Source organism: Pantoea sp. PNA 03-3 (genome assembly GCF_003201175.1).
GTDB lineage: Bacteria > Pseudomonadota > Gammaproteobacteria > Enterobacterales > Enterobacteriaceae > Pantoea > Pantoea stewartii.
This window is the reverse complement of record NZ_QICO01000012.1, coordinates 13,861-39,648: the sequence shown is the minus strand read 5'-3', so window position 1 is coordinate 39,648 and position 25,788 is coordinate 13,861. Positions and strand designations below refer to the sequence as shown.

At 50.8% G+C, this 25,788-nt stretch carries 21 protein-coding genes; 12 read left to right on the top strand and 9 right to left on the bottom strand.

All coding sequences use genetic code 11. The features are described 5' to 3' along the window. The first annotated feature begins 471 nt into the window (after positions 1–471). The 3 genes from C7433_RS21690 (at position 472) to C7433_RS21680 (ending at position 2,291) form a co-directional block, all read left to right on the top strand. Positions 472–1,254, top strand: a complete 783-nt coding sequence (locus C7433_RS21690; RefSeq protein ID WP_110268885.1) for a winged helix-turn-helix domain-containing protein — start codon at positions 472–474, stop codon at positions 1,252–1,254. After that, a complete protein-coding gene (locus C7433_RS21685; RefSeq protein ID WP_039340100.1) occupies positions 1,247–1,711 on the top strand; it encodes a hypothetical protein in 465 nt (154 codons plus the stop codon). Before C7433_RS21690 ends, C7433_RS21685 begins: the two co-directional genes overlap by 8 nt. A gap of 325 nt (positions 1,712–2,036) precedes the next feature. Then, the gene (locus C7433_RS21680) at positions 2,037–2,291 is read left to right on the top strand and encodes a FaeA/PapI family transcriptional regulator (RefSeq protein ID WP_006120482.1); all 255 of its coding nucleotides are present in this window, start codon (positions 2,037–2,039) and stop codon (positions 2,289–2,291) included. A gap of 173 nt (positions 2,292–2,464) precedes the next feature. Here C7433_RS21680 and C7433_RS21675 read toward each other — a convergent pair whose 3' ends face one another. From C7433_RS21675 to C7433_RS21665, 3 genes are read right to left on the bottom strand one after another with little or no spacing between them, the layout of a single operon-like run. Next, positions 2,465–3,226, bottom strand: coding sequence for an ABC transporter ATP-binding protein (locus C7433_RS21675; protein ID WP_006120484.1), 762 nt, complete (start codon positions 3,224–3,226; stop codon positions 2,465–2,467). Further along, positions 3,226–4,260, bottom strand: coding sequence for an iron ABC transporter permease (locus C7433_RS21670; protein WP_033739425.1), 1,035 nt, complete (start codon positions 4,258–4,260; stop codon positions 3,226–3,228). Before C7433_RS21670 ends, C7433_RS21675 begins: the two co-directional genes overlap by 1 nt. Then, complete coding sequence (locus C7433_RS21665) at positions 4,260–5,258, bottom strand: ABC transporter substrate-binding protein (RefSeq protein WP_006120487.1); 999 nt, start codon at positions 5,256–5,258, stop codon at positions 4,260–4,262. Before C7433_RS21665 ends, C7433_RS21670 begins: the two co-directional genes overlap by 1 nt. Before the next feature lie 473 nt (positions 5,259–5,731). Here C7433_RS21665 and C7433_RS21660 point away from each other — a divergent pair, with 473 nt between their 5' ends. Then, on the top strand, positions 5,732–6,682 hold the full coding sequence (locus C7433_RS21660; RefSeq protein ID WP_110268884.1) for an ATP-grasp fold amidoligase family protein: 951 nt from the start codon (positions 5,732–5,734) through the stop codon (positions 6,680–6,682). On the opposite strand, the gene C7433_RS21655 is transcribed toward C7433_RS21660, so the two are convergent. The 3 genes from C7433_RS21655 to C7433_RS21645 all read right to left on the bottom strand — a co-directional run bounded on the left by C7433_RS21655 (position 6,638) and on the right by C7433_RS21645 (position 9,136). Further along, a complete protein-coding gene (locus tag C7433_RS21655) occupies positions 6,638–7,723 on the bottom strand; it encodes an ATP-binding protein (protein ID WP_110268883.1) in 1,086 nt (361 codons plus the stop codon). The genes C7433_RS21660 and C7433_RS21655 overlap by 45 nt on opposite strands. Further along, the gene (locus C7433_RS21650; protein ID WP_033739419.1) at positions 7,720–8,418 is read right to left on the bottom strand and encodes a response regulator; all 699 of its coding nucleotides are present in this window, start codon (positions 8,416–8,418) and stop codon (positions 7,720–7,722) included. Before C7433_RS21650 ends, C7433_RS21655 begins: the two co-directional genes overlap by 4 nt. A 187-nt stretch (positions 8,419–8,605) precedes the next feature. Next, positions 8,606–9,136, bottom strand: a complete 531-nt coding sequence (locus tag C7433_RS21645) for a GNAT family N-acetyltransferase (RefSeq protein WP_110268882.1) — start codon at positions 9,134–9,136, stop codon at positions 8,606–8,608. Positions 9,137–9,785: 649 nt separating this feature from the next. Here C7433_RS21645 and C7433_RS21640 point away from each other — a divergent pair. Continuing rightward, entirely contained in the window at positions 9,786–12,887 is a 3,102-nt protein-coding gene (locus C7433_RS21640) for a multidrug efflux RND transporter permease subunit (protein ID WP_110268881.1), read from the top strand. 277 nt (positions 12,888–13,164) lie between these two features. On the opposite strand, the gene ompC is transcribed toward C7433_RS21640, so the two are convergent. Further along, on the bottom strand, positions 13,165–14,268 hold the full coding sequence (gene ompC / locus C7433_RS21635) for a porin OmpC (RefSeq protein WP_110268880.1): 1,104 nt from the start codon (positions 14,266–14,268) through the stop codon (positions 13,165–13,167). A 996-nt stretch (positions 14,269–15,264) separates the two neighbouring features. Here ompC and C7433_RS21630 point away from each other — a divergent pair. The 5 genes from C7433_RS21630 to C7433_RS21610 all read left to right on the top strand — a co-directional run bounded on the left by C7433_RS21630 (position 15,265) and on the right by C7433_RS21610 (position 21,596). Then, positions 15,265–16,224: a hydroxyacid dehydrogenase gene (locus C7433_RS21630; protein ID WP_058702307.1), complete on the top strand. Its 960-nt coding sequence runs from the start codon at positions 15,265–15,267 to the stop codon at positions 16,222–16,224. Positions 16,225–16,228: 4 nt separating this feature from the next. After that, positions 16,229–16,927: an RraA family protein gene (locus C7433_RS21625; RefSeq protein WP_033739409.1), complete on the top strand. Its 699-nt coding sequence runs from the start codon at positions 16,229–16,231 to the stop codon at positions 16,925–16,927. A gap of 74 nt (positions 16,928–17,001) precedes the next feature. Then, entirely contained in the window at positions 17,002–18,396 is a 1,395-nt protein-coding gene (locus C7433_RS21620; RefSeq protein WP_110268879.1) for a DASS family sodium-coupled anion symporter, read from the top strand. Positions 18,397–18,409: 13 nt separating this feature from the next. After that, on the top strand, positions 18,410–19,573 hold the full coding sequence (locus C7433_RS21615; protein WP_033739405.1) for a metallo-dependent hydrolase: 1,164 nt from the start codon (positions 18,410–18,412) through the stop codon (positions 19,571–19,573). A gap of 139 nt (positions 19,574–19,712) precedes the next feature. After that, positions 19,713–21,596: a sigma 54-interacting transcriptional regulator gene (locus tag C7433_RS21610; protein ID WP_110268894.1), complete on the top strand. Its 1,884-nt coding sequence runs from the start codon at positions 19,713–19,715 to the stop codon at positions 21,594–21,596. Here the strand turns inward: C7433_RS21610 and C7433_RS21605 are convergent. After that, positions 21,586–22,491, bottom strand: coding sequence for a LysR family transcriptional regulator (locus tag C7433_RS21605; protein ID WP_033739403.1), 906 nt, complete (start codon positions 22,489–22,491; stop codon positions 21,586–21,588). The two genes, C7433_RS21610 and C7433_RS21605, sit on opposite strands and share 11 nt — an antisense overlap. Positions 22,492–22,589: 98 nt before the next feature. Here C7433_RS21605 and C7433_RS21600 point away from each other — a divergent pair, with 98 nt between their 5' ends. Both C7433_RS21600 and C7433_RS21595 read left to right on the top strand, forming a co-directional pair. Next, complete coding sequence (locus tag C7433_RS21600; protein WP_110268878.1) at positions 22,590–23,183, top strand: NAD(P)H oxidoreductase; 594 nt, start codon at positions 22,590–22,592, stop codon at positions 23,181–23,183. A 334-nt stretch (positions 23,184–23,517) separates the two neighbouring features. After that, positions 23,518–24,531 (top strand): NAD(P)-dependent alcohol dehydrogenase, encoded by a 1,014-nt coding sequence (locus tag C7433_RS21595; protein ID WP_110268877.1) that lies wholly within the window; start codon positions 23,518–23,520, stop codon positions 24,529–24,531. Positions 24,532–24,623: 92 nt separating this feature from the next. Here C7433_RS21595 and C7433_RS21590 read toward each other — a convergent pair whose 3' ends face one another. Continuing rightward, positions 24,624–25,292 carry an ATP-dependent Clp protease proteolytic subunit gene (locus C7433_RS21590; RefSeq protein WP_054687222.1) on the bottom strand — a complete coding sequence of 223 codons (669 nt, stop codon included), beginning with the start codon at positions 25,290–25,292 and terminating at the stop codon, positions 24,624–24,626. Positions 25,293–25,788: the final 496 nt, after the last annotated feature.

Genomic DNA, 25,788 nt, shown 5'->3' with positions numbered 1-25,788 from the left:
TTCAGCCGTAAAAACATCGCCGGTCAATGCCACAAGGTGAGGGTGGCATTGACCGGTTTTCCCTCTGTGCGCATCTGCACGGCCCGTCTTCGTGAACTTGTGCTATATCATTGCAAAAAACGTGATGTCGATAACGTAGACGAACCTTTCTGCCATTCCCGCTACCGCCGTGGCGTTCTCTGATACAATTACAGCGAAATTATTTAACCTGACCTGACAATATTCCGGGTTGGAGGGATCTGCCGTCATCATGCGTGTTAGCTCAGCGAACGGACACGTATCTGAACGCCGCCCGTTTCCCCGGCCGGTAATGCACACTGCCCGCCACGTCAGAAGATTTTGCTCAGTGGCCATGCATACCACACCCGACCGGCGCTGATGATGCGCGGACTTTTTTGCCCGATGATTGAGGATCGTTATCCCGCATGCGTTGTTGTTTACTGCCTTGCCTGTGTGTTGCCGGAGCCTGAAATGCAGCAGACAGAATATGTAATTGAAGGTCTGGTTCGGTTTTCACCCGCTCAGGGACGACTGTGCCTGGTCGAGTCCAGTGAAACCAGCGTGCCCTTATCGCCTGCCTGCAATCATTTACTGGAAATGTTTCTGAAAAGCCCCGGCGTGGTGCTGGCCCGGGAACATATTCTTGATAATTTCTGGCAGGAAACGGGCGCAACGCCTTCGTTCAACAGCCTGAATGCCTATGTATCGTCTATTCGACGCGGTTTTGCCTTGCTGGGCATCAGCCAGGACGTTATCACCACCGTTTATAAAGTGGGCTTTGTTTTCAATCCCACGCTGGCGATTCAAACGACGCACCTTGAGCCGGAACTGGCGGCTCCCACTGCGGAGCCCGTCTCTCCGACGGCGGCTCTGCCGCGACGCGACCGTCGTTATTACGCTGCAGGTATTGCGGTGCTCCTGCTGGCAGGCATGACTGTGCTGGTGCTGTCTTCCCTCCGGCCTGAAAAATCGATCGCGCCTGTCAGCGTGGCAGACGTCAACGGCTGCGAGGTACTCTATCTGCCGGTGCATCCGGGGGAATCGGCTTTCCCGCCGGAACCCGTGTGGCGCAAAATCATCGCCAGCAGCGGCATGCCCTGTCAGAAGGGCGGCAAATATCTGTTTTACGCGGACAGAAACGTGACGGCCGGCCACTGGGGCAATGTCTACGTCGCTTACTGCCGCCACGTAACGGGCGGCCAGGCCTACTGCTCAAACTATTCTGAACTCGGATGGCGGGCAGAGAATGAATAAGAAGAACGTCGTGTCGCTCAGTCTGGTTTTGCTCTGTGCCATCCTGGTTATTGCGGGAGGCCTGTACTCTGTAAAATCGCAACGCGCCATGTTCGAATTTACCTGCGCAGCGAATTTTCAACAGCGCGATCTCACCCGGAATTATCATCTGGATGCCAGCTTTGTGCTGACGCTGCGTCATTCCGGAGAAGGCATGGTGTCCGTTGATGGAACGGTCTATCAAGCGGGAAATACGTATATCTTAAGACGTAATGTCGAATTTCAGTATTCACCCTATATTCAGTCACTTTATAAGCTCGACCACTATAGTGTGAGTCGCGGTCTGCGCGACAACGTACCGGAAAATATATTAAACAGCCACTTTGCCTATCTCTATATTTCGAAAATTAAAGGAATGGACGATGCGATATTGGTAGGCAGTCGGGTATTACCTCTTATCGTTTGTCATACCCGCTAATGGCGTTGTCCGCAGACGCGGGTAGCGCCGTTTCGCACGTCCTTGCCCTGCGGAATGTGTGCGGGTTTACGCCTCCTTCTGGTGGCTACCCTGCACAGCGAGCGTCTCTTGCGTGGAATTTAATTTTATATAAATTTATAAAAAAAGTTTTTCCTTTCTAAAATTAACCATTCTAAGGTGTTTGTAGCTATTTTAGCCCCGTAATTGTTAAATCCTCATATCGGCAGCATGCCCGGGTTCGTTACAGCCTGGCGCTGTAACGAAATAACAGACATAGCCGGAAAATTTAATTTTTGAGGTGTTAACACTTTACGGGGAAACGGCCATGAAAGAGCTTGCTTATAAAATTCAATGTGACGCGAAATGGAATCAGCTTCAGGACACTGAGAAAAAACCACAGATGAAAGACGTCATTATGTGTCTTATTAAAAAACAGTCGGAAGGCATATTAACCCGGGACGTCGCCGATGAGTGCGATATGTCTATTTACGCTGCAAGAAACTGGCTGTTAAAACTGGAAAACAGTGGACTGCTAAAAAGAGAGGCCGGAACCAAATCCTGTAAATGGTTTATTCTTTAGTGTTTCCCGTGCGTGCTCCCGATGACCTGACGCTCACCGGCAACCGTGCGTGACTGCACAGGCGGGATGTGCCGCAGGGAAAGAAGCCCGTCATAACGCGGCAACGGACGCGCCCGCGCGCGCGTCAGACTGATGGCCGGTAACCGGCCGTCCTGACGGCGCGCCGCGGGGATTCACACATAGAAATGAATATGTTTTTTACCATGTACCGGGGACGTCTCGATCTGTGTTTTGACCCTGAACACGTCCCACAGCAGTGACTCCGTGAGAATCTCATCCGGCGTGCCCTGCGCCACCACGCCCCCGTGCAGCATAATGATAAGACGATCGCAAAACAGCGCGGCATGGTTCAGATCGTGAATTGCCACAATGCTGGTGACCGGTAGCTCGCTGATCAGCTTCATCAGCTGAATCTGGTGGTGAATATCCAGATGGTTGGTGGGCTCATCAAGCAGTATTTCATTCGGTGACTGGGCAAGGGCCCGGGCGATATGCACACGTTGCCGTTCTCCGCCAGACAGGCTCTGCCAGCCCTGATCGCAACGTGAGGCCATATCCACACGTTTCAGTGCGGCATCGACGATGTCGTCGTCCTGATGGGTCCAGCTGGAAAACGGCGAGTGATGCGGAATGCGTCCCAGTTTGACGATATCGCGCACGCGCATATTGGCACTGGTTAACGCATGTTGTTCAACGAAGGCGACACGACGGGCAAGCTGTTTGCGGGCAATGGACGACAGGTCCTTGCCATCCAGCAGCACTTTGCCCTTTTGTTGCTTACGCAGGCCAGCCAGAAGACGAAGCAGGGAGGATTTGCCTGAGCCATTTGGCCCCAGTAATCCCACCGTTTCGCCCGGCGATACCGCCAGGGAAACGTCATTAACGATGATTTTTTTCCCCACCTGCCAGGTAAGGTGTTCGGCGCTAATGCTCATTATTGATTCCTGGAGCGATAAATAATAACGGCAAAGAATGGCACACCCACCAGCGCGGTAACCACGCCCACCGGCAGGCTTTGGGGGGCAATCAGCATGCGAGAGGCAATGTCCGCCAGCACCATCAAAATCGCACCCGCGATAGCACAGGCCACCAGCAGGCGGCTGTGCAGAGGACCGAAAAAGAAGCGCATCACATGCGGCACCACCAGCCCGACAAAGCCAATAGAGCCGGCCATGCTGACAATCGTGGCGGTCATCAGGGCGGTTGCCGTGAACAGCACCAGACGAACCACGCCAACCGGAATACCTAACGAAGCCGCGGCATCGTCGCCAAAGGTGAAGGCATCCAGCGCGCGCGCATAATAGAGACAGACCGCTAAACCGACCAGCACGACCACGACCACTAACTGAAACTCCGGCCAGCGTACGCCGCTAAAGCTGCCCAGCAGCCAGAACATGACGTCGCGTGCCTGCTGCGCATTCGCCGAGGTACTGATGGTGTAAGCGGTTATCGCATTAAAGAGTTGCGATGCCGCAACGCCCGCCAGAATCGTGCGCTCCGTCCCGCCACGTGCGCCATTGGTCAGCAGGGCAACAAACGCAAAGGCCGCAAAGGCACCGGTAAAGGCACCCAGCGAAAGGGAGATAGCACCCGCGCCGACGCCCGAGACCACAATTAACACCGCCCCGGTTGATGCGCCAGCCGAAACCCCTAACACGTAGGGTTCGGCCAGGGCATTCTTCAGCAGGCTCTGTAACACCGCCCCGCAAATCGCCAGACCTGCCCCACTGAATGCGGCAACCAGCGCCCGGCTTAAACGGAAATCCCAGATCACGCTTTCATGGATACGGTTAACGGGCACCGCCGTCATTCCCAGTTTATTGGTGACGGTATAAAAGACGGATTTTAGCGGTATTGATAACTCGCCTACGCTGACGCCCAGTGCAATCACCACAACCAGCACGACGAGGGCGAGGATCGCAATGGCGATAAACCCCACTCGTCGTGCCTGAACAACCCCTTCACTCATTAATTCAGGCCCATCTTACGTAACTGCTCTGCAACCTGTTCTGCACCATAAATCGTACGAATCGTCGGGTTCATCGCCTGACCGTCCATCACGACAATATGGCCTTTTTTCACGGCATCGAGCTGGCTCACGGCCGGATCGCTTTTCAGGAACTTAATCTTTTCTTCGGCGCTATCCAGCTTCCAGCGATTACGATCAAGGCTGGTGACCACGATGACATCCGGATTGGCGGCAATGATACTTTCCCAACTGACAGTGGGCCACTCGGTTTCGGTGGTAATGGCATTATGGCCGCCCAGCAGATCGGCGATAAAGCCGGAGGCACCATTTTTACCGCCCACGTAGGCATCCGCGGTGGGGGAGGAGCTGGAGAACCAAAACACGAAAGACAGGTCTTTCTTGCCTTTAGGAAAGGCTTTTCTCAGGGCGCTTTCACGCTTTTTAAAGTCGTTGATCACCTGCTGTCCGCGATCTTCAACGTTAAAGATTTTGGCAAAATCGGCGATTTCTTCGTAAACATAGGCCATATTCCACAGCGTCGAACGGCTGCCATAAATATCGCCGGTATTCTGCTTCGTGGCACACATGCCTGGTGACAGGTAGGTGTTTATGCCAACGGACTCAAAGTCTTCGCGTTTGGCAACTTTACTGCTCGGCCCCATCAGTAGCTGAATCTGGGCAGCCACAAAATCGGGGTTTTTCGCCAGGATGGATTCCAGCGTAGGGATTTCCACCGTCAGTACCGGCACTTTCGCATTCTTTTCAGCAAGCTCAGGTAACACTTTGGTCGGCCAGAATGCGCTCGCCACCATTTTATCCTGCAGCCCCAGCAGCAGCATGATTTCCGCCGTATTTTGCCCAAGCGCTACGACGCGCGCTGGCGCTTTGGTAAAGGTTTCCTTCTGACCACAGTTTTCGATGGTCAGCGGATAGGTGGTGGCCCAGGCGGAACTCGTCGTGAGGAAAATAAAACTTAACAGGCTAAGCATTTTTTTCATTGGTGTTTTCCATCATTAAATGAGACGGCATGCCGTAACGATTCTGGCGCGGCGAATTTTATCAGACAAAAAATGTAAATAGAAATCATTATTATATGAGTTGATATTTAACAAAAACGCATAAAATTTACTTCAGTTATTAGCCGGGAAAGAAATATCAGCGCAGCAATAAAGATAAATCACGCCGAGTCAAAACAGCGTGATAAGCCCTTGCTGAGGCGGCACTGACGCCGCTCTTGCATAAGAACGGGTTAATCGTTTTCCACGTGATAAAAAGATCACGAACCATTGAGCGGCATCGATATCAGAGAATAAACCCAAAAACCGCTTTGCACTTTGACCGAACGCACGATTAAAACGGGCCTGGGTGAGACAGCAGAGTGAAACAGATAGCCTCCATTTGCGCTCCACAGTTCAGACAAACTCAGGCAACCTGGGGTGCTTATCATCCTGCCACCATTGTGGAGGATGTCATGAATACCCTTACGTTTATTGCTAAATACTGTGAATACGGCCTCAAGGTTGCAAGGTGTTTTATTATTAATGATGCACGTTTTCATACGCAGCGATTGCGTATTTTACTGGGCAGAGAGCCTGACCTGATTCATCCGGTCACCCTGAATGAAAAAATGTGTCATCGGTTGATATATGACAGGAATCCGCATTATACGCAGTTGGTGGATAAATTAGCGGTGCGCGATTACGTGGCCAGCCGGACCGATGATGTGATGATTGTGCCACTCATTAACACGTATAAAAGCACCAAAGAGATTACGTTAAAACGTTTACCCGCGACTTTCGTTTTGAAATGCAATCACGACAGCGGCAGCACGATAATCTGTAAAGACAAAACGACGTTCAATATCAAAGCCGCTTTACTGAAGCTGGATTTAGCGATGAAAAAGAATATGTATTACACCACTCGGGAATGGCAATATAAAAACATCTCGCCGATGATTCTCTGTGAAGAATATATTGAATTGTTTGCAGGCCGTGAAAGAAGTACAACGCCTGAGATGTTGCGTATCCATTGTTTCAACGGTAATGCCAGCATTATTGAAGCGGATTTTACGGATGAGCAGGGCAGGGAATATGTCAATGTCTACAACAGAAAGTGGGAACTGCAGCCTTTCCAGATTGCCTATCCTCATCATCCCGCGCCGATAGCCGAGCCCGCGTTGTTTTATCGCGCACTCTGTGCGGCGCAGGCGCTGGCAAAAGATATCGACTACTGTCGGGTCGATTTAATGCTGAAGGATGACAGCCTGTATTTTAGTGAAATCACCTTAACGCCTCAGCGCGGCAAGCTCAAAATAATGCCTCTGGAATGGGACGCTAAACTCGGCGCGATGTGGCAACAGAAGCCGTATCAACCCACCTTATCCTGCCGATCTGCCCTGGCGCGCAACGGGCCAGCGCAATAAAAACAGCGAACCGCCCTGAGAAGACGTTTTATAGCCGATATCGCCACCGTGAGCCTGCATAATTGCTTTGGCGACCGACAGGCCCAGCCCGCAGCCTGTCGGATTGGCCGTACGGCCTGCGATACCACGTTGAAACGGCTCGAACATATGACGCTGGAACTCTTCGGCTACGCCCGGCCCCGCATCTTCCACCTCAATAAAGTAGGCGCTGTCCCGGACACCGCTTCGCACAGCGATCGGGCCTGGCGTGGCGTAATTGCGTGCATTATCAAATAAAATCGTCAGGCATTGAATAATTCTGAGGGGATCACATTGCGTTATCGCCTGCGTTTTCTCCATGACCAGAGTGAATCCACGTTCACGGAACGGATGGCAAAACGCAGTACTGACGTTCTCCAGGATATCGCTAAACGGGACAGACTGGATATCCAGCGTAAACGAACCCCCTTCCGCCGCGCCGACAACGCGAAGGTCGTCGATCAGACGAGATAATCCCTCAGTCTGCCGCAAGAGGCTGATAAATAAGGGGGGGTCAGGCTCAAAAACGCCGTCGACCAGCCCCTGCAACCTGCCGCGCAGAATAGTCACCGGTGTGCGAAGTTCGTGGGCAATGGCCGCGTTCCAGGACTTCCTTTCGTTGTCCAGGGTCTGCAGTTTTTCCGCCATGTCGTTAAAGTCCCGGACTAACAGATTGACCTCGCCCAGGCGGCTCTGGCTGCTGGCGGCGCGCGCGCTTAAATCACCCTGAGAAATACGTCGCAGGCTGGCGGCGACGGAACTTAAAGGGTGAAGGATTTTCGCGGTGAGTTTAAACGCAAACAGCAAGGCAATCAGGATGCAGAGAGAGGAACTGATGGCGATCCAGACCCAGTCGAAGACCGTCATATTTTCGCTGTTGCTGGCGGATAAGCCACCAGGGATATGATCAATGACAAAGCTGTAGAACAGATAAGAGCCCACCACCGCAACAAAAATAATGGCTAAGGCCAGAGTCAGCATAAACAAAAGAATTTGCCGACTGAGCGCTTTGTCTTTATTCACTTCTGTTCACCCAGCCGATAGCCCATGCCGCGAATACTTTCCGGTACGCCTGATATGCCACAGTTTTCGAATTTTTTGCGTAATTTACTCATGTGGCTGTCGACCGTTCTGTCCAGCGTATCGCTTTCAGGTAAGCAGGCGTTCAGCAACTCTTCCCGACTAAAAACTCTACGTGGGTATTTTGCCATGTGCGTCAGCAGTTTAAATTCTGTCGTGGTCAGGACAGGCGTCAGTGTCTGACCGTTGCTGTGGATCTCCACATAAAACTCATCGGGATAAAGCGTCATGAAACGGGTTTTAATCAGGTTATGCGGTGCCGCCTGAGGGTTGGCGCGGCGCAACACCGCCTCGATACGGGCCACGACCTCAGAAGGATTAAACGGTTTAACGATATAATCGTCCGCACCCAGCCGAAGCCCCATGAGTTTATCGATATCCTGATCCAGCGCTGTGACCATGATGACCGGCGTATTGCTCTCTTTACGCAATGTTGAAAGGACATTCCAGCCATCAACGCGGGGCAACTGGATATCAAGCAGCACTAAATCAGGCTGCAGGCGGGTGATCAATGTGAGGGCTTGCTCACCGTCGGCCGCATGGACGGTTCTCATCCCGGCTCGCTTGATATAACTCATCAGGATATCGGAGATTTCAACATCATCCTCCGCCACCAGGATTAATTTGTCGTTATTCATGACGCCCTCAACATCAAAGTCAGAAACGGTTGTCGGTCAATGTTACATCCACACCAGAATGCGTCGCCTCGCAATCGGCACAGTATGTCAGTCGCGGCAGACCAGCAAAGCACAGTGCGACATAACAGTCATCAGGCCCTGAACGCATACAGCATGATGAGACCGCAGGAGGCTCGCAACAGTTCACTCACCACTCTTTTTGCAGCAGGGCAAAAACCAATGTGTCCTCATACACAGGCGCACCGTCTTCCTGCGTAAAACAGACGTACTCTTTGAAGCAGCCTTCCAGGCGCATCCCCAGACGGCGGCATAGCGCTTGTGAGCCTGCATTATCGCTTGCAACATACGCATAGAGGCGGCGGACGTCCCTGACGTTAAAGAGATAAGTAAACAGACAGGTCGTGGCTTCCAGTGCAAAACCCTGTCCCTGATAGTGTGGATTGACATACCAGCCAACGCTTAACGTATTGTCATCAGGCTCGGCCTCACCAGAAGCAAACAGATGGCCGATCACGGCACCCGTTTCTTTTAAACAGATGGCATATTGCGTGTCATCATCGCGCCTTTTTGCGGCTTCCTCTCTGGCGGCGGCCATGTCTTCCAGTTTTTCATCGTAAAAGCATGCGGGCTGGGGATCAGACAAATAAGCAAACAGCGCTTCGGCGTCGTCCGGCATAAAACGCCGCAGGATTAATCGTTCTGATTCTGCTATTTGCATAACGCACCTTTACGTGAGGAAATAGAAGCGATAATAAGGACAGATGAAGCATTTTTAAAAGGCTGCACTGTGTGAAAACTGGCGCTATATTACTGTTGATGGTTTGATGTTGTCCATCGTATATAAGCCATTCCCCCCGTTTTTATTTAATGATTTTCTTCTCCATATTCCCTCCATAAAAATGACATCATGGCTCATTGTTCGCGCGTTAAGCTGTAACTATGCGCATTATTATGAGACCGTTCGTGATGAGGCCAGGTATTTTAATCAGGTTAAGTTATTGCTGTTTATTTTGGTCATTACTCGCGACAGGAATAAGTCCCGCATCAGGCCTGTCTCAAAAAATTTATCGTGTTCCCCACGCAAAGCCGACGGTTATTGCGCTTTATTATCCAAAAAAAACGCTCACCGTTCACGCGTGGAACCGGCATTTTTGGCAGGCCGTCGCGACAAACGCCACAGCCTGGCGCGGTGGTCGGGTTACCCGGCTGTTATATAAGTCCGTTGTCCATCGGCTGACTGAAAACTGACGGTGGAGCGCGTCGGGTGAAATGCATCCCACAGATGCGCACAAAAGGGCGTCATGCGCTGAATAACACCTGATCAAATGCAGCAGGAACACACCTTACTTATTTTCTCAGGGTAGAACATGCCTCAGTTTTTTATTAACCGCCCCGTTTTTGCCTGGGTAATTGCCATCTTTATTATCGTGTCTGGCCTGCTCGCGATTCCAAAATTACCGGTGGCCCTGTATCCGTCTGTCGCGCCGCCTACCATTACCATTAATGCCTCTTATCCGGGCTCAACGCCGGAAACGATGAACAACAGCGTAATTGCCCTGATTGAGCGTGAGCTTTCTTCGGCGAAGCACGTGCTGTATTACGAATCATCCAGCGATACCAGCGGCATGGCTTCCATTACCGTGACCTTCGCGCCGGGAACCGATCCCGAGCTGGCGCAGGTTGACGTGCAAAACCGTATAAAAGTGGTGGAGCCTCGCCTGCCGCAGGTTGTGAGACAGAATGGCCTGAGCGTTGAAGCCTCAGGCGCAAATTTTTTGATGATTGTCGGGCTGACTTCGAAAGACGGTAAGCTGACTGACGCCGATCTGAGCGATTATTTTTCCCGTAACCTCTCCGAAGAACTGCGCCGGGTGGAAGGCGTGGGCCGCGTTCAGCTGTTTGGTGCCGAGAAAGCGATGCGGATTTGGATCGATCCCGTCAGGCTGAGTCAGTATCGTCTGTCCGTCAGCGATATTAACCGGGCGGTCAGCATCGAAAACGCACAGATTGCGCCCGGCCGGACCGGTGATTCACCCGCTATCCCCGGTCAGCAGGTCAGCTATCCGCTGCTGGTCACCGGGCAGCTCGGCTCACCTGAGACGTTTGGTCATATTACCTTACGTGCCAATCCCGATGGTTCGCGCGTCATTCTGTCGGATGTGGCCCGCGTCGAACTGGGTTCCCAATCCTATGGTTTTGCTACGCGTGAAAACGGTCACGTGTCGACGGCGGCGGCCATTCAGCTGACGCCGGGAGCAAACGCCGTTAAAACCGCAGACAGGATCAGACATCGCCTGAATGAACTGAGTAACGCCATGCCCGAAGGCATGACCTACAGCATTCCGTTTGATACCACGCCGTTTGTAAAAATCTCCATCGAGAAAGTGGTTCATACCTTTATTGAAGCCATGGTGCTGGTCTTTCTCGTCATGTACCTGTTTTTGCAAAACATTCGTTATACCTTTATCCCGGCTATTGTGGCTCCGATTGCTCTGCTGGGCACATTTACCGTTATGCTGCTGTCTGGCTTCTCGGTCAACGTACTTACGATGTTCGGTATGGTACTGGCCATAGGGATCATTGTTGATGATGCCATCGTCGTGGTGGAAAACGTCGAACGTATCATGGCGGAAGAGGGGCTGGGCCCGAAAGAAGCGACCCGGAAAGCGATGAAAGAGATTACCGGCGCGGTCATCGGCATTACGTTAGTGCTGAGTGCCGTGTTTATCCCGATGGCGATGGCAAGCGGGTCGGTCGGCGCGATTTATCGCCAGTTTACGCTGACAATGGCTGTCTCTGTCTTGATCTCGGCATTTCTGGCGCTGAGCCTGACCCCCGCCCTTTGTGCGACATTGCTCAGGCCTGTCAACCAACACGCGCAGCAGAAAACAGGATTTTTTGGCGGGTTTAACCGCCAGTTTGCCGCCATTACGGCGCTGTATGGTCGCGGCGTCAGTCGCTTACTGAAACGCGTCGGCAGCGCGCTGGGGGTTTACGCGGCGCTGTGTCTGCTGCTTTTCCTGGCGATGAAAAACCTGCCTTCGTCCTTTTTGCCTGAAGAGGATCAGGGCTACTTTATGACGTCCATTCAGCTACCCTCGGAAGCTACGGCAGCGCGCACGTTAAGCGTGGTTAAGGCTTTTGAACAGGCGGTGCTTTCACGCCCCGCGACGCAATCGACCATCGCCATTCTCGGTTTCAGCTTTGCCGGATCCGGGCCCAACTCGGCGATGGCGTTTACGACTTTAAAAGGCTGGGACGAACGAAACGGCGCGACCGCCTTTTCTGAAGCGGCGCATGCGCAGGAACAGATGGTGATGAATCCTGAAGCGGAAACCTTCAGTTTGATCCCGCCCGCCATTGATGAGCTGGGAAACTCCTCGGGCTTTACCCTGCGTCTGCAGGATCGCGGTGGTAAAGGCCTTGCTGAACTGAAGAAGGCTGAAGCGCAGTTGCTCGCGCTGGCGGCAAAAAGCCCGGTGGTCCGCAACGTTTATGTCGATGGCCTGCCTGACGGACAGATGATCCGACTGAATATTGATCGCCAGAAAGCCTTCGCGTTGGGCGTCTCTTTTGAGGAGATCAGCCAGACGCTCTCGGGAGCGATCGGTTCGCTGTACGTCAATGACTTCCCGAACCGCGATCGTATGCAGCAGGTCATCATTCAGGCGGATGCGAGATATCGCATGCAACCGGACGACGTCCTGGCGTTATATGTGCGCAACGCGACAGGCGGCATGGTGCAGCTCGCTGAGTTTGTGCAGGCTCAGTGGGAAACTGCCCCCTTGCAACGGGTGCGTTATCAGGGCTACCCGTCAATAAAAATCACCGGTAACCCTGCACCAGGCTATTCAAGTGGCGATGCGCTTAACGAGATGGAACGTCTGGTAAAGCAGTTGCCTGAAGGGTTTGCCCTTGAGTGGAGCGGTGGATCGTTACAGGAGCAGCAATCTGCATCAGAAGCGCCCGCGCTCATGGTGCTGTCGATGCTGGTGGTCTTTCTGGTGCTCGCGGCGCTGTATGAAAGCTGGTCAGTTCCGATATCGGTCATGCTGGTCGTCCCGCTGGGACTGCTGGGAGCGGTACTGATGGTCAGCATGCTGGATATGCAAAACGACGTCTTTTTTAAAGTCGGGATGATCACTCTCATCGGGCTGTCGGCAAAAAATGCCATTTTGATCGTCGAGTTTGCGAAACAGATTCACGAAGGTGGTAAGGGGCTGATCGACGCCACCTTAGCGGCTTCACGTATGCGTTTGCGGCCTGTTCTGATGACATCGCTGGCGTTTACCTTGGGTGTTGTACCGCTGATGCTGGCCACAGGGGCCAGCGCGACAACGCAAAAGGCGATTGGAACGGGCGTGTTTGGTGGCATGATCAGCGGCACGTTACTGGCCATCTTCTTTGTTCCGCTGTTCTATTTCTCGGTCATGAAGGTCGTGGAGAAACTGACGCGTAAGCGGTCTTAACAGTGTGCAGGGCCGCGTGGGCAAAAGGCCGCCTCTTAGCGTGAAAAGCACAGTGGAGAAGACCAACGCCTTCTGCATTGTCGTCGTGAGGCGGACAGAGCGTAAATAACGGACGTGCCTGTTTCGTTCGTGGATCTGGATTGTGAACGGGCCGCCCCACCAAAGATGCTGTCCGGTCAGTGCCGTGAGCGCCAGTTGTGAAACCGCAGAGCGATAAAAGCCGCACCATAAAAAAAGCCAGCGCAGAAAGCGCTGGCTTGATACAAGTACACCGGAATCAGAACTGGTAAGTCAGACCCACGGCCAGGATATTGTCTGTTGAAATACCGGCTGCCTGAGTAAAGTCGGTTTCATCAAGCAGGTTGATCTTGTAATCGATGATGGCTGACATGTTTTTATTGAAGTAATAAGCCGCGCCTACGTCGATGTATTTCACTAAATCCCGATCGCCATAGCTTTCAAGATCTTTCCCTTTTGACTGCAGATACGCGATGCTGGGGCGCAGACCGAAGTCAAACTGGTATTGTGCAACGAGTTCAACGTTCTGGGCTTTATTGGCGTAGCCTGGATTACCATTACCAATGCGGGTAGCATTGTATGTCTGTGTATATTGTGCTGCCAGGTAAATAGCATTGGCATCGTATTTCAGGGCGCCTGAATACGTTTCAGCATGATCGCCTTCGCCCAATGCCAGGCCGTTCTGGTCCAGCGTACGCTTAGAATGCGAATAGGCGACACCGAAATTCACACCTTCTGGCAGAGCATACGTTACAGCCGCGCCATAGCCATCGCCATTCTGTTTCACTGCATTTCGGTTGTTATTGGTGAGACTGCCGCCTTCAGCGTTGGAGCCCCCATTTCTGCCCTGGTACTGCAAGGCAAAATTAAGGCCGGAGACCAGGCCAAAGAAATCGGTGTTACGATAGGTTGCCAGGCCATTGGCACGCTGCTGCATAAAGTTATCCGAGCCGTAGCTGTCACCGCCGAACTCTGGCAGGACGTCGGTCCAGGAGGTGACATCGTAAACGACGCCGTAGTTGCGGCCATAGTTGACCGAACCATACTCACCGAATTTGAGACCGGCGAAGCCTAAACGTGTCCAGGACTGGTTTTCAGACCTTTCATCACGGTTCGCCTGCATATTGTATTCCCACTGACCAAATCCAGTCAGTTGGTTAGTAATCTGTGTTTCACCTTTTACTCCGAGACGGGCATAGGAGTTATCCCCACGTCCGTCGTTATCACTGGTGAAATAGTGCAGCCCCTGCATTTTACCGTAAAGATCAATTTTATTACCGTCTTTGTTATAAACTTCCGCAGCATTTGTTACGCCTGCGGCGAATAAGGTGGTAACGGCCACTGCAACTAAGTTAAGTTTCATTAAAGAAATCCTTTTAATTATGTTTTATCTCGACCAGAGCAATTGAAAAGCATGGTGCGCTTAAATGGCGCGTTATTTTTAAAATAGAATGCAGTGTAAATTCAATAATAAGTTTCCGTAAGATCTTGTTTGTTTTTGTTTATATGATCCCGATCCAGTAATCAGTGGTTATTTGTTATCACTTTATTATGCTGTTTGATTTTATTGTGATATTTATTTTGAATGTTTTTGTATATATTTTTACCTTGGCGGTGTTTGTTGTTACTGCTTCTTATTTTTACTTTTTGTTTGAATTTTTATGGGTGTCGCTGTGATGGTTTATGTCATTTTTTGTATCGATCAGAATTCGTAACTAGCATGTTAATTACAGAGGCATATCTTAAGTAATAGTTAAAGCTGTATCGAATTATATTATTAAAATTTGAGTGAAAGGCAGCGTGCATAGCGTCAAGAGAGAGGTATTTTGCAGATGACACTAACGCTGTAATAAAGATTCCTTAAAAATGCCCATCAAGCCTCCTGATGCTGCTGCAGCATCGGTTAAAACATCGGGCCTGATCGTTTTCTGTATTAGCCTGCCAGCACAAAAATGGAGCAGGTTGCTAAGCGTATTCATTTTTTTAGGTGTCGCCTTAGAAAGGCACGCGTAATTAAAGCGCGTTTTTATCATACCTGTACGGATTGCAGTAATAAGAAGTCTGCGTCGATGCATCAGGTGTTCATAGATGATGCGGTGTTGATGTTTAATTCGCTGTTAACGTATTCACATCTCGCATTTCAAAATGAACTCACTATCCGAAATGGGTTTTCTTTTTGAAATTCTCATTTTTTTATTTCGTGACGGATTTCACTTTTATCCCTTTGCCTTCTTTTACTGCAAAATAAATTAAATCCTTTCTTCTCAGGCGATTGCATTATTTCTTCTGTTTTTTTATCGGGTCTGGCACGGCGTCTGCAAACAATAACGTTGTCGCGTATAACACTGGAGATAATGGCATGGCTTATAAAATTTTACTCCCACAGGAAATTATGGCGGAAGGGAGAGCGTATCTGGAGAGTCGGGGCTATGAATTAATTACGGGCTCTGGCATGGAAGAGGACGACATTATTCGTGATATTCCCGACTGTGATGGCATCATCGTCCGGCTTTCAAAAATGTCTGAACGTGTATTCAACGCCGCGAAAAAACTCAAAGTCGTCGCACGACACGGCGCGGGCTACGATACTGTCGATCTTGAGGCCGCGAAACGTCACGGTGTTGTGGTGCTGAATGCGCCGGTGGCGAACAGCATGTCCGTGGCCGAACTGGCTATTTTTTACATGCTGCACTGTTCCCGCAATTTCAGGTTGGTTGAAGAGAAAATGCTTGAGGATTACTACTGGGCAAAATTGCGCACGCCCAAAGTGGAACTGGATGGCAAAACGCTGGGATTAATTGGTGTAGGCAATATTGGCTCGCGCGTCGCTGTTAAAGCCTTACGGGGTTTTAATATGAAAGTGATTGCATACGATCCCTATAAGACGCAGGAACAAATGCCAGACGGCGTTGAACGTACAGATGATATTGACCGCATTTTCAGCGAAAGCGACGTTGTCTCTTTGCATTGCCCGACAACGGCAGAGACCCAGAATTTCGTCGGAGAAAAGCAATTTGCCATGATGAAACCGACGTCTTACTTCATTAATACTGCGCGCGGCAAACTCGTCGATGAAAAAGCGCTGTATCACGCCCTCAGTCACCACCTTATTGCCGGCGCAGGTCTGGACGTCTTGAAGAAAGAGCCCTTCGACGCCAGCGATCCGATTTTTTCACTCAGCAATGTTGTTATTGGCCCTCATATCGGCGCCGCAACGAAAGAAGCCACCGACAGAGCCTCACTTCATACCGCCATAGGGATTGATGAGGTGCTGTCGGGTAAAAAACCAACCTGGCCCGTTCCTGGCTTTGGAGAATAATAAAATGACTATTGGAAATCGTATTTATTTAAAACGTCCTGCAGGTAAGCCTGATTTACTCAAGGAATACGCGCAACTTCCCGCTGCGAATATCGCCGATACCATGAATCGTATTGCGGTGTTGGGCAACGGTATCAGGCGGATTTCTTCCCCTCAAAAACCGGTTATGGCGGGTTATGCCATTACGGTGAAAGCGCGCGCGGGCGACAACCTGATGTTGCATGCCGCACTGGATATGGCGACGGAGAATGACGTTATTGTCGTATCTAATGAAGGTGACCGTTCGCGAGCCCTGATGGGCGAAATCATGGTGGCTTACGCGCATCACTGCAAGAAGATCGCTGGCATCGTGCTGGATGGTCCCATCCGCGATATTGATGCTTTGTCACAGTTGGATTTTCCCCTTTTTGCCACAGGGGCAAATCCGGCCGGTCCGTTTAAAGAAGGTCCTGGCGAAGTGAATACACCTGTTGCGGTGGGTGGCGTAGCCGTGTGCCCTGGCGATCTCATTATTGGTGATGCGGATGGCGTAATTGTTGTTCCTTTGCATGATGCAGAACCCTTACTCGAAAAAGCTAAAGCGTATGCAGCATTCGATGCGAGCAAAGTTGAAGCCGCAAAAAACGGCACGGCAAATCGTGAATGGGTCACCAAATCACTGGAAGAAAAGGGCGTTGAATTTATTAACGACGTATTTCGTTAGTCGACCAATATAATATCCATTCGCTCAAACCACGGGAGTCATGCTCTCGTGGTGATAAGCAAAGGTAAAAATATATGTTCTCTTTAAAAATCTTATTGATCGTGTTTTTCCCGGTTTTATTCTGGATCTTGCCTAACCCTGACGAGATTTCCGCCACGACCTGGCATATGGTCGGTATTTATCTGGCGATGTTATGCGGGCTGGTATTTCGGCCTTTTACGGATGCGATTATTATGCTCATTATCCTCGGTATCGCATCTGTTTTTATCGATCCTCATATTCTGTTTGCAGGTTATGGCACGGCCATGGTCTGGTTTATTATCAGCGCCTTTATTATTTGTAAGGCATTCGTTATTACCGGACTGGGTAAACGTATCGCCTACATCTTACTGAAACGCTACGGCAGAAATACTCTGACGCTGGGTTATCTGATGATGGTTACGGACACCGTGCTGGCTCCGGCCACCGGCTCGAATATGTCGCGCTCTGGCGGTATCGTCTATCCCATTTTCCGCAACATTGCTGAAGCGTTGGGCTCAAAACCTGACGAAGGTAGCCGCCGGATTGGTTCCTACCTGACGATTCTGATGTATGTCGTATCAATGGGAACATCCAGCTTGTTTTTAACCGGTATGGCCACCAACGCTATCACCGTGTCACTGGCTAACGAAATTATGAAGGTCGATCTGGACTGGATGACCTGGTTTAAGGCGGCCATTATTCCGGCCGGATTAGTTCTGCTGCTGTGTCCCTGGATACTTTATAAAGTTTATGCGCCTGAACTGAAAAAAATTGATAACGTCAATGAGATCGCTGAACAGGGACTGCGTGAACTCGGGCCGGTGAAGCGCGAAGAGAAACTACTGATCGTGTTTTTTATTCTGGGCGTTTTGGGATGGATGACCGGCTCAGTAACGGGTATTCCTTTTATTCCGGTTGGCTTTGCATTCCTTGCCTGCTTGTTGTTATTTAAAGTGCTGAGCTGGGAACATGTGGTCAGTGAAAAAGCGGCCTGGCAAACGTTTGTCTGGTACGGCGCGTTCTATGGATGTGCTGTCGCGCTGTCAAAAGGCGGGTTCTACGTTTTCCTGGTGGGGGTGATTAAAAACTACCTGGATCTTTCTCATCTCAATGAATTTAGCGCAATTGGTGTGCTGATTTTTATCAGTCTTGCCGTACGTTATTTCTTTGTCTCAAACAGTGCGTTTGTCGTCTCTTTTTATCCCGTGTTGTTTACCCTCGGCATGACGACGCAGGCCAATCCAATGTACGTTGCATTGTCGTTGGCGTTTTCAGCAGGCTACGGTGCTCTCCTCACGCATTACGGTAACGGAGCGGGGGTTTTTACCTTCTCCAGTGGCTATGTGCCGCAAAAAACCTTCTGGCTGTTGGGCACAATGATTGTGCTGTTTAACGTCATTGTTTATTTCCTGCTCGGCATTCCTTACTGGAAATTCATCGGTATCTGATCGGAGGATAAACATGAAACTGGATCTTCGTATCAAAAATGGCCTGACGATAGACGGCCACGGCCAGAATTATATTCAGCGGGACGTGGGCATTATGGGGGATGTTATCGTTGATCTTACCCAGGTTGACGGCATTGAAGCTGAAACTGAAATTGATGCCGCAGGCTGTATTGTCCTTCCCGGTTTAATTGACTTTCATACTCATGTTTTTCATGGCGGAACGGCTATAAGCGTGAATCCAGACATCATTTGTTTGCCCAATGGCGTAACCAGCGTGGTTGACGCTGGTAGTAGCGGTTGGGTCAATTATGGATTGTTCCGTAACAGTGTGATCAACACGGCTACGGTAAGGATAAAAAGTTACTTAAATGTAGTAAATGTAGGCCTGTCTACGCTGGGTGGTGGGCCGACGGGATATCTGGAAAACACGAACCCGGCCAATTTTAATCGGGAAAAAATAAAGCAGGTTGTCAGCAAAAATGCAGACAATATTCTGGGCCTGAAGCTGCGCTACAGTCAGGATATTGCGAAAGGCAAACCCTACAGCAGCGATCCTTTTCTGACCACCGTTGCGCTGGCACGTGAGCTGAATACCTCGTTATGCGTGCACGTCACGGATTCCCAACGCCAGGCGGACGAACTCATCCCGCATTTCAACCCGGGTGATATATACGCGCACTGCTTTCACGGAACGGGTCACACCATCCTTAATGAGCAGGGCGAAGTGTACCCGTCGATTCAGGCAGCCCAGCGGAAAGGCGTCATCTTTGACTGTTCAAATGGCGTGGCGCATTTTGATTTTAATATTGCCCGTCATGCGATGGCGCAGGGATTTTATCCCGATATTATCAGCACGGACTTAACGCAGCGTAACAGCCTGCGTACGAATAAGGTCTACAGTCTGCTTCATGTCATGTCAAAATACCTGAATATGGGTATGTCACTGTTTGATATCGTAAAAGCGGTCACCAGCACCCCTGCCAGGCTAATGAAAATGCAGGGCCAGATCGGAACGCTCACACCGGGGGCATTTGCCGACATCGCCGTGGTTAAAATACGTCAGGCAAAAACCATTTTCGAAGACACGAGGGGCAATCAGTTACAAGGCGATCGCTATATTGATAACTGCTTAACCATCAGTCGTGGGCAGATCTGCTATCGCCGTCTGCATGTTTAATCACGCCTTATCCGTTCGCTCAGTCCTGGAATATTAACGCCAGGTAGCTTTTACGTGCCTGCACATGACGTCTGTCAATATAGGGGCAGACGTTATCTTTATACTTGTTCAGCGCGTTATCGATATAATCGGACTGTTAATGAAGTTCAATGAAATTGTCATTTTCTCTGTTTCAAAAACCATTACTCAGCGTATCTCTAATGTGCTGTTTGAAAAACAGCTAGAATTACCCGTCTACGAAATAGGCTATTCAGATGTGCTGGATAAAGCGAATGAAATGATTCGCGCCGGCACCAGAATCATCATCAGTCGTGGCGGTACCGCTGCCTTACTGCGCAGCAGCCTGGCCATCCCGGTGGTCGAAATTGCACATGATTTTCAAGGCGTGAACCGTATTCTTCAGGAAGCAAAAATCAAGTCACAGAAGATTGCTGCGGTCGGCTTTCCCCAGTTTTGCCACGCGCTTAAGCATTATCAACATATGACTCATGATAATTTCAAGATCTGTCAGGTCTATAATCATTACGATATCGATAATGTCGTCAAAAGCCTTGCGGAAAATAATTATCAGGTCGTGATTGGCGGTCTGACCGTTGCTGAAATGGCCAAAAAATATGGTCTGAAGGTTGTAATGGGGGATACCGATAATATCTCTATTGAACAGGCCATCAACGAGGCCTTCAGCCTGTTAAAATATATTAACCAGGAAAATCTGAAGCTGGAGATAAGTCAGTCCGCGATAAATCAGTCACGGGAAGGCATTATGTGTCTCGACCCGATGGGGACTGTCGTCACAATAAACAGCAAAGGAAAAGCGCTTTTTCAGTGCCGCGTCGGGGAGAAAATATACAAAAAAGAAGAATTCAAAGACGTATACAACGCCATTATTGACGAGTCTGACGTCAGCGATATGACCCTTGAACTTGACGGGGAACGCATTTCTGTCGCGATAAAGCATTACTGTAAGCGGCAGGAGAGCTATTCAATCGTGACCGGCTGTCTGCAATCGCAAGCCCCGTGGCGAAACACGGTCAGTAAAAAGCGAAAACAGCGTGCTTTTTATACCCGTTACACCTTTGATGATATTGTTGGTGAGTCAGCCAGTATTAAGTCAGCGATCGAAAAAGCAAAGCGTTGTGCCAGCCATGATGCACCTGTCCATATTTTAGGTGATACCGGTACGGGTAAAGAATTGTTTGCTCAAAGCATTCACCAGCACAGCACCCGAAGCCACAGCCCGTTCATTGCGATTAACTGCGCGGCGATTCCTGAAAGTCTGCTTGAAAGTGAACTGTTTGGTTATGCTGACGGGGCATTTACCCAGGCCCGGAAAGGGGGCAAACCCGGTATCTTTGAGATGGCGATGAAGGGCACCGTATTTATTGATGAAATCAGCGAGGCCCCACTCAACGTACAGGTCAAATTACTGCGTGTGCTACAGGAAAAACAGTTTGTTCGCGTGGGCGGTGATGGGCTGATTGCGGCGGATTTTCGACTCATAACAGCAAGTAATAAAGATTTGAAGGCGCAGATAACCATGGGCGCTTTTCGTCAGGATCTTTATTACCGTATCAATATCCTCACACTCCGGCTTCCCGCGCTGACTGAACGTAAAGGTGACGTTGAACCTCTTATCCGGCATTTACTTCACCAGCAGGGAAAAGACAGGGTCTTTTCGCCGGATGCGCTGGCGTATTTAAACCGTTATCACTGGCCGGGGAATATACGAGAACTGCAATCGGTCGTGTGCAGACTGGCGGTATTTCATCAGGGCGGTACGGTCGATAAATCGACCGTGATCTCCTTGCTTGAGGATGAGCAGGTACTCAATAACGTGGTGTATGAATCATCCTCTTTTGCGTGCATAGACGCTGAAACCGATCTTCTGAAAAAACAGGAGCGCCGGCTAATTATTGACGTGATGGCAAAATGCCAGGGTGATAAAACCCAGGCGGCGGAAATGCTGGGGATCAGTGCGACCACCTTGTGGCGTAAGCTAAAAGCGTATGAGATCAGCGGCTGAACGTCGACAACGGTGCCGCTTTGATATAGTCAATAAACGTCCGCAATGCCGAAGACATATACTGGCGATTAGGGTAATAAAACTGCAGGCTGGGCCGTTCCGGTAACCAGTCCTCCAGTACCGAGATCAGACTGCCGTTTGCCAGATGATCTTTCACCTGCTCGTAATAGAGATAGCCGAGCCCCGCCCCCTGCAGTACGGCATCTAACTGTGAATCCATGTCGTCAAGGATAATATTTCCGCCGGGAAGAAGCGCAAACTGGCCGTCCGGTCCGTTGAATTCCCACTGATAAATCCGGCCACTGCGATGACGAAACATGACGCACGGGTGCACGTCGATTTCGCGTGGATGCGTGGGACGAGGATGACGGGCAAAATAATCGGGACTGGCCGCGACCACCAGTTTGACTTTTGGCCCTACCGGCAGGGCAATCATGTCTTTTTCCAGCGTACTGCTCAGGCGAATGCCCGCATCAAAACCCTCTTTCACAATATCGACCAGCCTGTCTTCTGTCGTGATTTCCACACGAATATCCGGATAGCGCTGGCTAAACCCGGTGACCAGCGGAATCAGCACCAGACGTGAGGCAAGGCGCGAGGCATTGATTTTCAGCACGCCCATCGGCGTCTGGCGATAGCAGTTGGCTTCATCCAGCACCATGTTGATTTCATCGAAAGCGGGGCGTAAACGTTCAAACATACGGGCGCCGGCTTCGGTGAGTGACACGCTGCGCGTGGTACGGTTAAACAGGCGAATTTTCAGCCGCTGCTCCAGTTGCTTAATCGCGTGGCTGACTGCCGATGGCGACAGTCCGAGTTCATCTCCCGCGGCGCGAAAACTGTTGTGCCGGGCAACGGCAATAAAAGTCGCGAAGTCATAGACGTTCAGTTTCATTGATGAAAATCCCTCATTAACCCGTCTCAAATCATACGATTCCCACAGCAATGTCGCGAGCGTAAGGTGCTTTCGTCAGCACAAAAATGAGGTGAACGATGAAACAACATGTCTATATCGTCTGGTCGCATCCGCGCAGGAATTCGTTAACCGCGCAGATGGTCCACAGCCTGCGCCAGCGCGCAGAGGCGCGCGGCGCCCATGTTACTGAACTGGATTTGTATCGCAGCGATTTTGATCCGGTGTTACGTGTCGAGGATGAACCGGAGTGGGGCAACCCGGATAAGCGCTATTCGCCAGAGGTCCACCGCCTGTTTGCTGAACTGGACAATCAGGACATTATCTTCTTTGTCTTCCCGGTGTGGTGGTACAGCTTTCCGGCCATGTTGAAAGGCTATCTTGAGCGCGTATGGAATTATGGCCTGGCCTATGGTGAGCAAAACCGGTTAACGGCAAAAACGGTGCGCTGGCTGGCGCTGGCGGGCGGCTCCCATCGGTCATTTATTAAATATGGCTGGGAGAAAAACATCACCGATCATCTTTTGGGCGTTTCGGCTTATCTGGCGATCCGCGATGTGGACGTCCATTTCCTCTACAACACGTTAGGGGTTGAGGAGGCCATTGAGGATGACGCCAGCCACTATGCACAACTCTTTGAGCAAATGTATGCGGTGGTAGACAGCACGGTTTAACGCGAGGCGGGGCGCCAACAAGCGCCCTTTAACATGCTCACCCGTACAATGAACGACGCGCGGGGTGCTCTGCTTCGCAGTGCCCGTTTTGCAAGGCGCGAGCGTGCCCTTTACGGCCGTTTAGCGGGAAACGGAGGCGCGCGTTGACAGCGCTGCGACGTTAACCACGGTGATGATGGTCACGCCTTTAGCCCGGTCACCGTACCATCGCGCAGGCCTGAGCGTATTCTGTTTGCCGCGATCCGCTTCCTGATGACGACATTTTACAAAATCTCCCTGTGGACTATGTTAAGCAACATGTCTTAAGAAAACACATCAGGCAACGGAGAACGTAATGAAAGCAATGACCCTGAAAGCCCCTGGCGGACTGCAGAACATCCACCTGTCAGACCGAGCCGATCCGGGACAGCCGGGAAAAGGCGAAATCCGGGTCGCCATCAAGGCCAGCTCACTGAATTTCCATGACCTGGTCGTCGCGACCGGACAATTTCCCACCGAAGATGGCCGCATACTGCTGTCCGACGGCGCGGGCGTGGTGGAAGCCGTGGGCGAGGGCGTGACCGATTTTCGCGCAGGTGATCACGTCGTGTCGACATTCTTCCCCGTCTGGCTGTCCGGCAAACCCACCGCGGACGTCGGCGGCTTTGCCCACACGCCGGGCGACGGCATTGATGGCATGGCCAGTGAATACATTGTGCGGGCGCAGAGCGCCTTTACCCATGCGCCAAAAGGCTGGACGCACGCTGAGTCAGCCACCATTACGACAGCTGGCCTGACCGCCTGGCGAGCACTGGTGACCGAAGGCAATCTTCAGGCTAATGATACTGTGCTGGTGCAGGGCACCGGCGGTGTATCTATCGCTGCCTTACAAATCGCTAAGGCCATGGGCGCGAAAGTGATTGCCACCTCCTCTTCGGATGAGAAACTGGCGCGCGCCCGACAGCTGGGCGCAGACGAAACCATTAACTATCGCACGACGCCAGAGTGGGGGAAGAAGGTGCTGGAACTGACCGGCGGCGTGGGCGTGGATCAGGTGGTGGAAGTGGGCGGACCTGCCACGCTGGGTGAGTCGCTGAAAGCGATCAAAGTGGGCGGCCACATTACCCAAATCGGCATCATTTCCGGCGATGAAGCCCGGCTGTCCATTTTGTCTGTCCTGGCGAAGCAGGTCACCATCAAAGGGGTGATCGTTGCCAGCCGACAGGATCAGATCGATTACGTGAACGCGCTGGAAGGGATGAATCAGAAGCCCGTCGTTGATCGCCTCTTCCGTTATCAGGACCTCGCCGAGGCCTTTGCCTGGCAGCAGAGCGGTTCGCATTTCGGCAAGATCTGTGTGGAATGGTGAGTCACGCGCAGTAAGGCTGGTGTGTCCGTAGAAACGGTGCCTGATGAGGGCTGAAACCAGAACCTTCATCAGGCATCGCGGCCTGCGCAGGATTAATTATTGTCGTGAATATAATAGGCCGCGTCAGCGGGCATAAAATGGCTGAGCCCGCCTGTCGCAATGCCGACAGCCAGTGCGTGTTGATTATCCAGCAGCATATGGTTGTCTTCGCTGTAGGTAATTTTGTCGATTTGATCATCCGTCAGGTTGGTACAGGTGTGATAAATATTTTTAATAATATTGCGGAATCGGCTGCTAAATTCATTTTTTTCAACCAGCATATTTTCTGAAAAATTTCTGTCCTGAGCATCATGAATCGTGGGCGCATGTAATAAAAAAATCGAATCGTCCATGGTTAGCCGTTTCTTTGCGCCACAATAAATTAAGGTTGCTGAGGATTCGACGGAGGACATATTCACGGTGGTCACCGGAATGGGTGAGTCCTTCACTATCTGATAGCCCATTTTCCCGGCATCAACATCACCGCCGGGGCTGGTGAGATAAAGCTGTATCTCCGTAGCGGCTTTGTAGTTTTGCGCAATTTCGTCAATGGCGGCGGACAGGGCCATAATTTTGTTCTGCGTTATCGCGCCAGTGAAAGCAATTTTTACTGTTTTAACGGTGTTGGGTGGGCGCTTCTCGTCAACGACTTTGTTCATCGCCGCCTGTGAGGTAAAACTGGTCAGGACAAAAACGGCAGCCGCACAGAAAATATATTTCATATTAACTCCATCCTTTTTGCCCTTTAATTATCAGTACGACATTATGTCTGCAATATCTATTATCATTTTGCACGCGTTTGTTACCGCTAAAAATATATTTCAGTATTATGGCTTTTAAATGACTTTTTCAAAATAACCTGCGGCGACGCTAATTTTGTCGAAGAGGGGAACAACGAAGCCGCATCACATATGCAGTCCGGTAAACGGCATACTGCTTTTCAGTATTGTCAGCACCGCAGGGCACCGTGCTGCTTTTATCGCACGGCTCCGCTTTTCCTGGCGTTTGTACCTGCGGGCTTTCTGCGATTCTGCTCAATGCGCCATGTCCCGGGGACGCGGGGGAAGCGGGAAAAGCTCCGGCTGCGTCACATATCCCACGGCAAACTGATCCCTTTTTGTGACAAGTCACACAACCTCATAACATTTGCCAGCACAGGAAAAAGTTTCGCCAGATAATGAGTGTACTTTGTACACCATAGTTTTACAGAGTAAAACA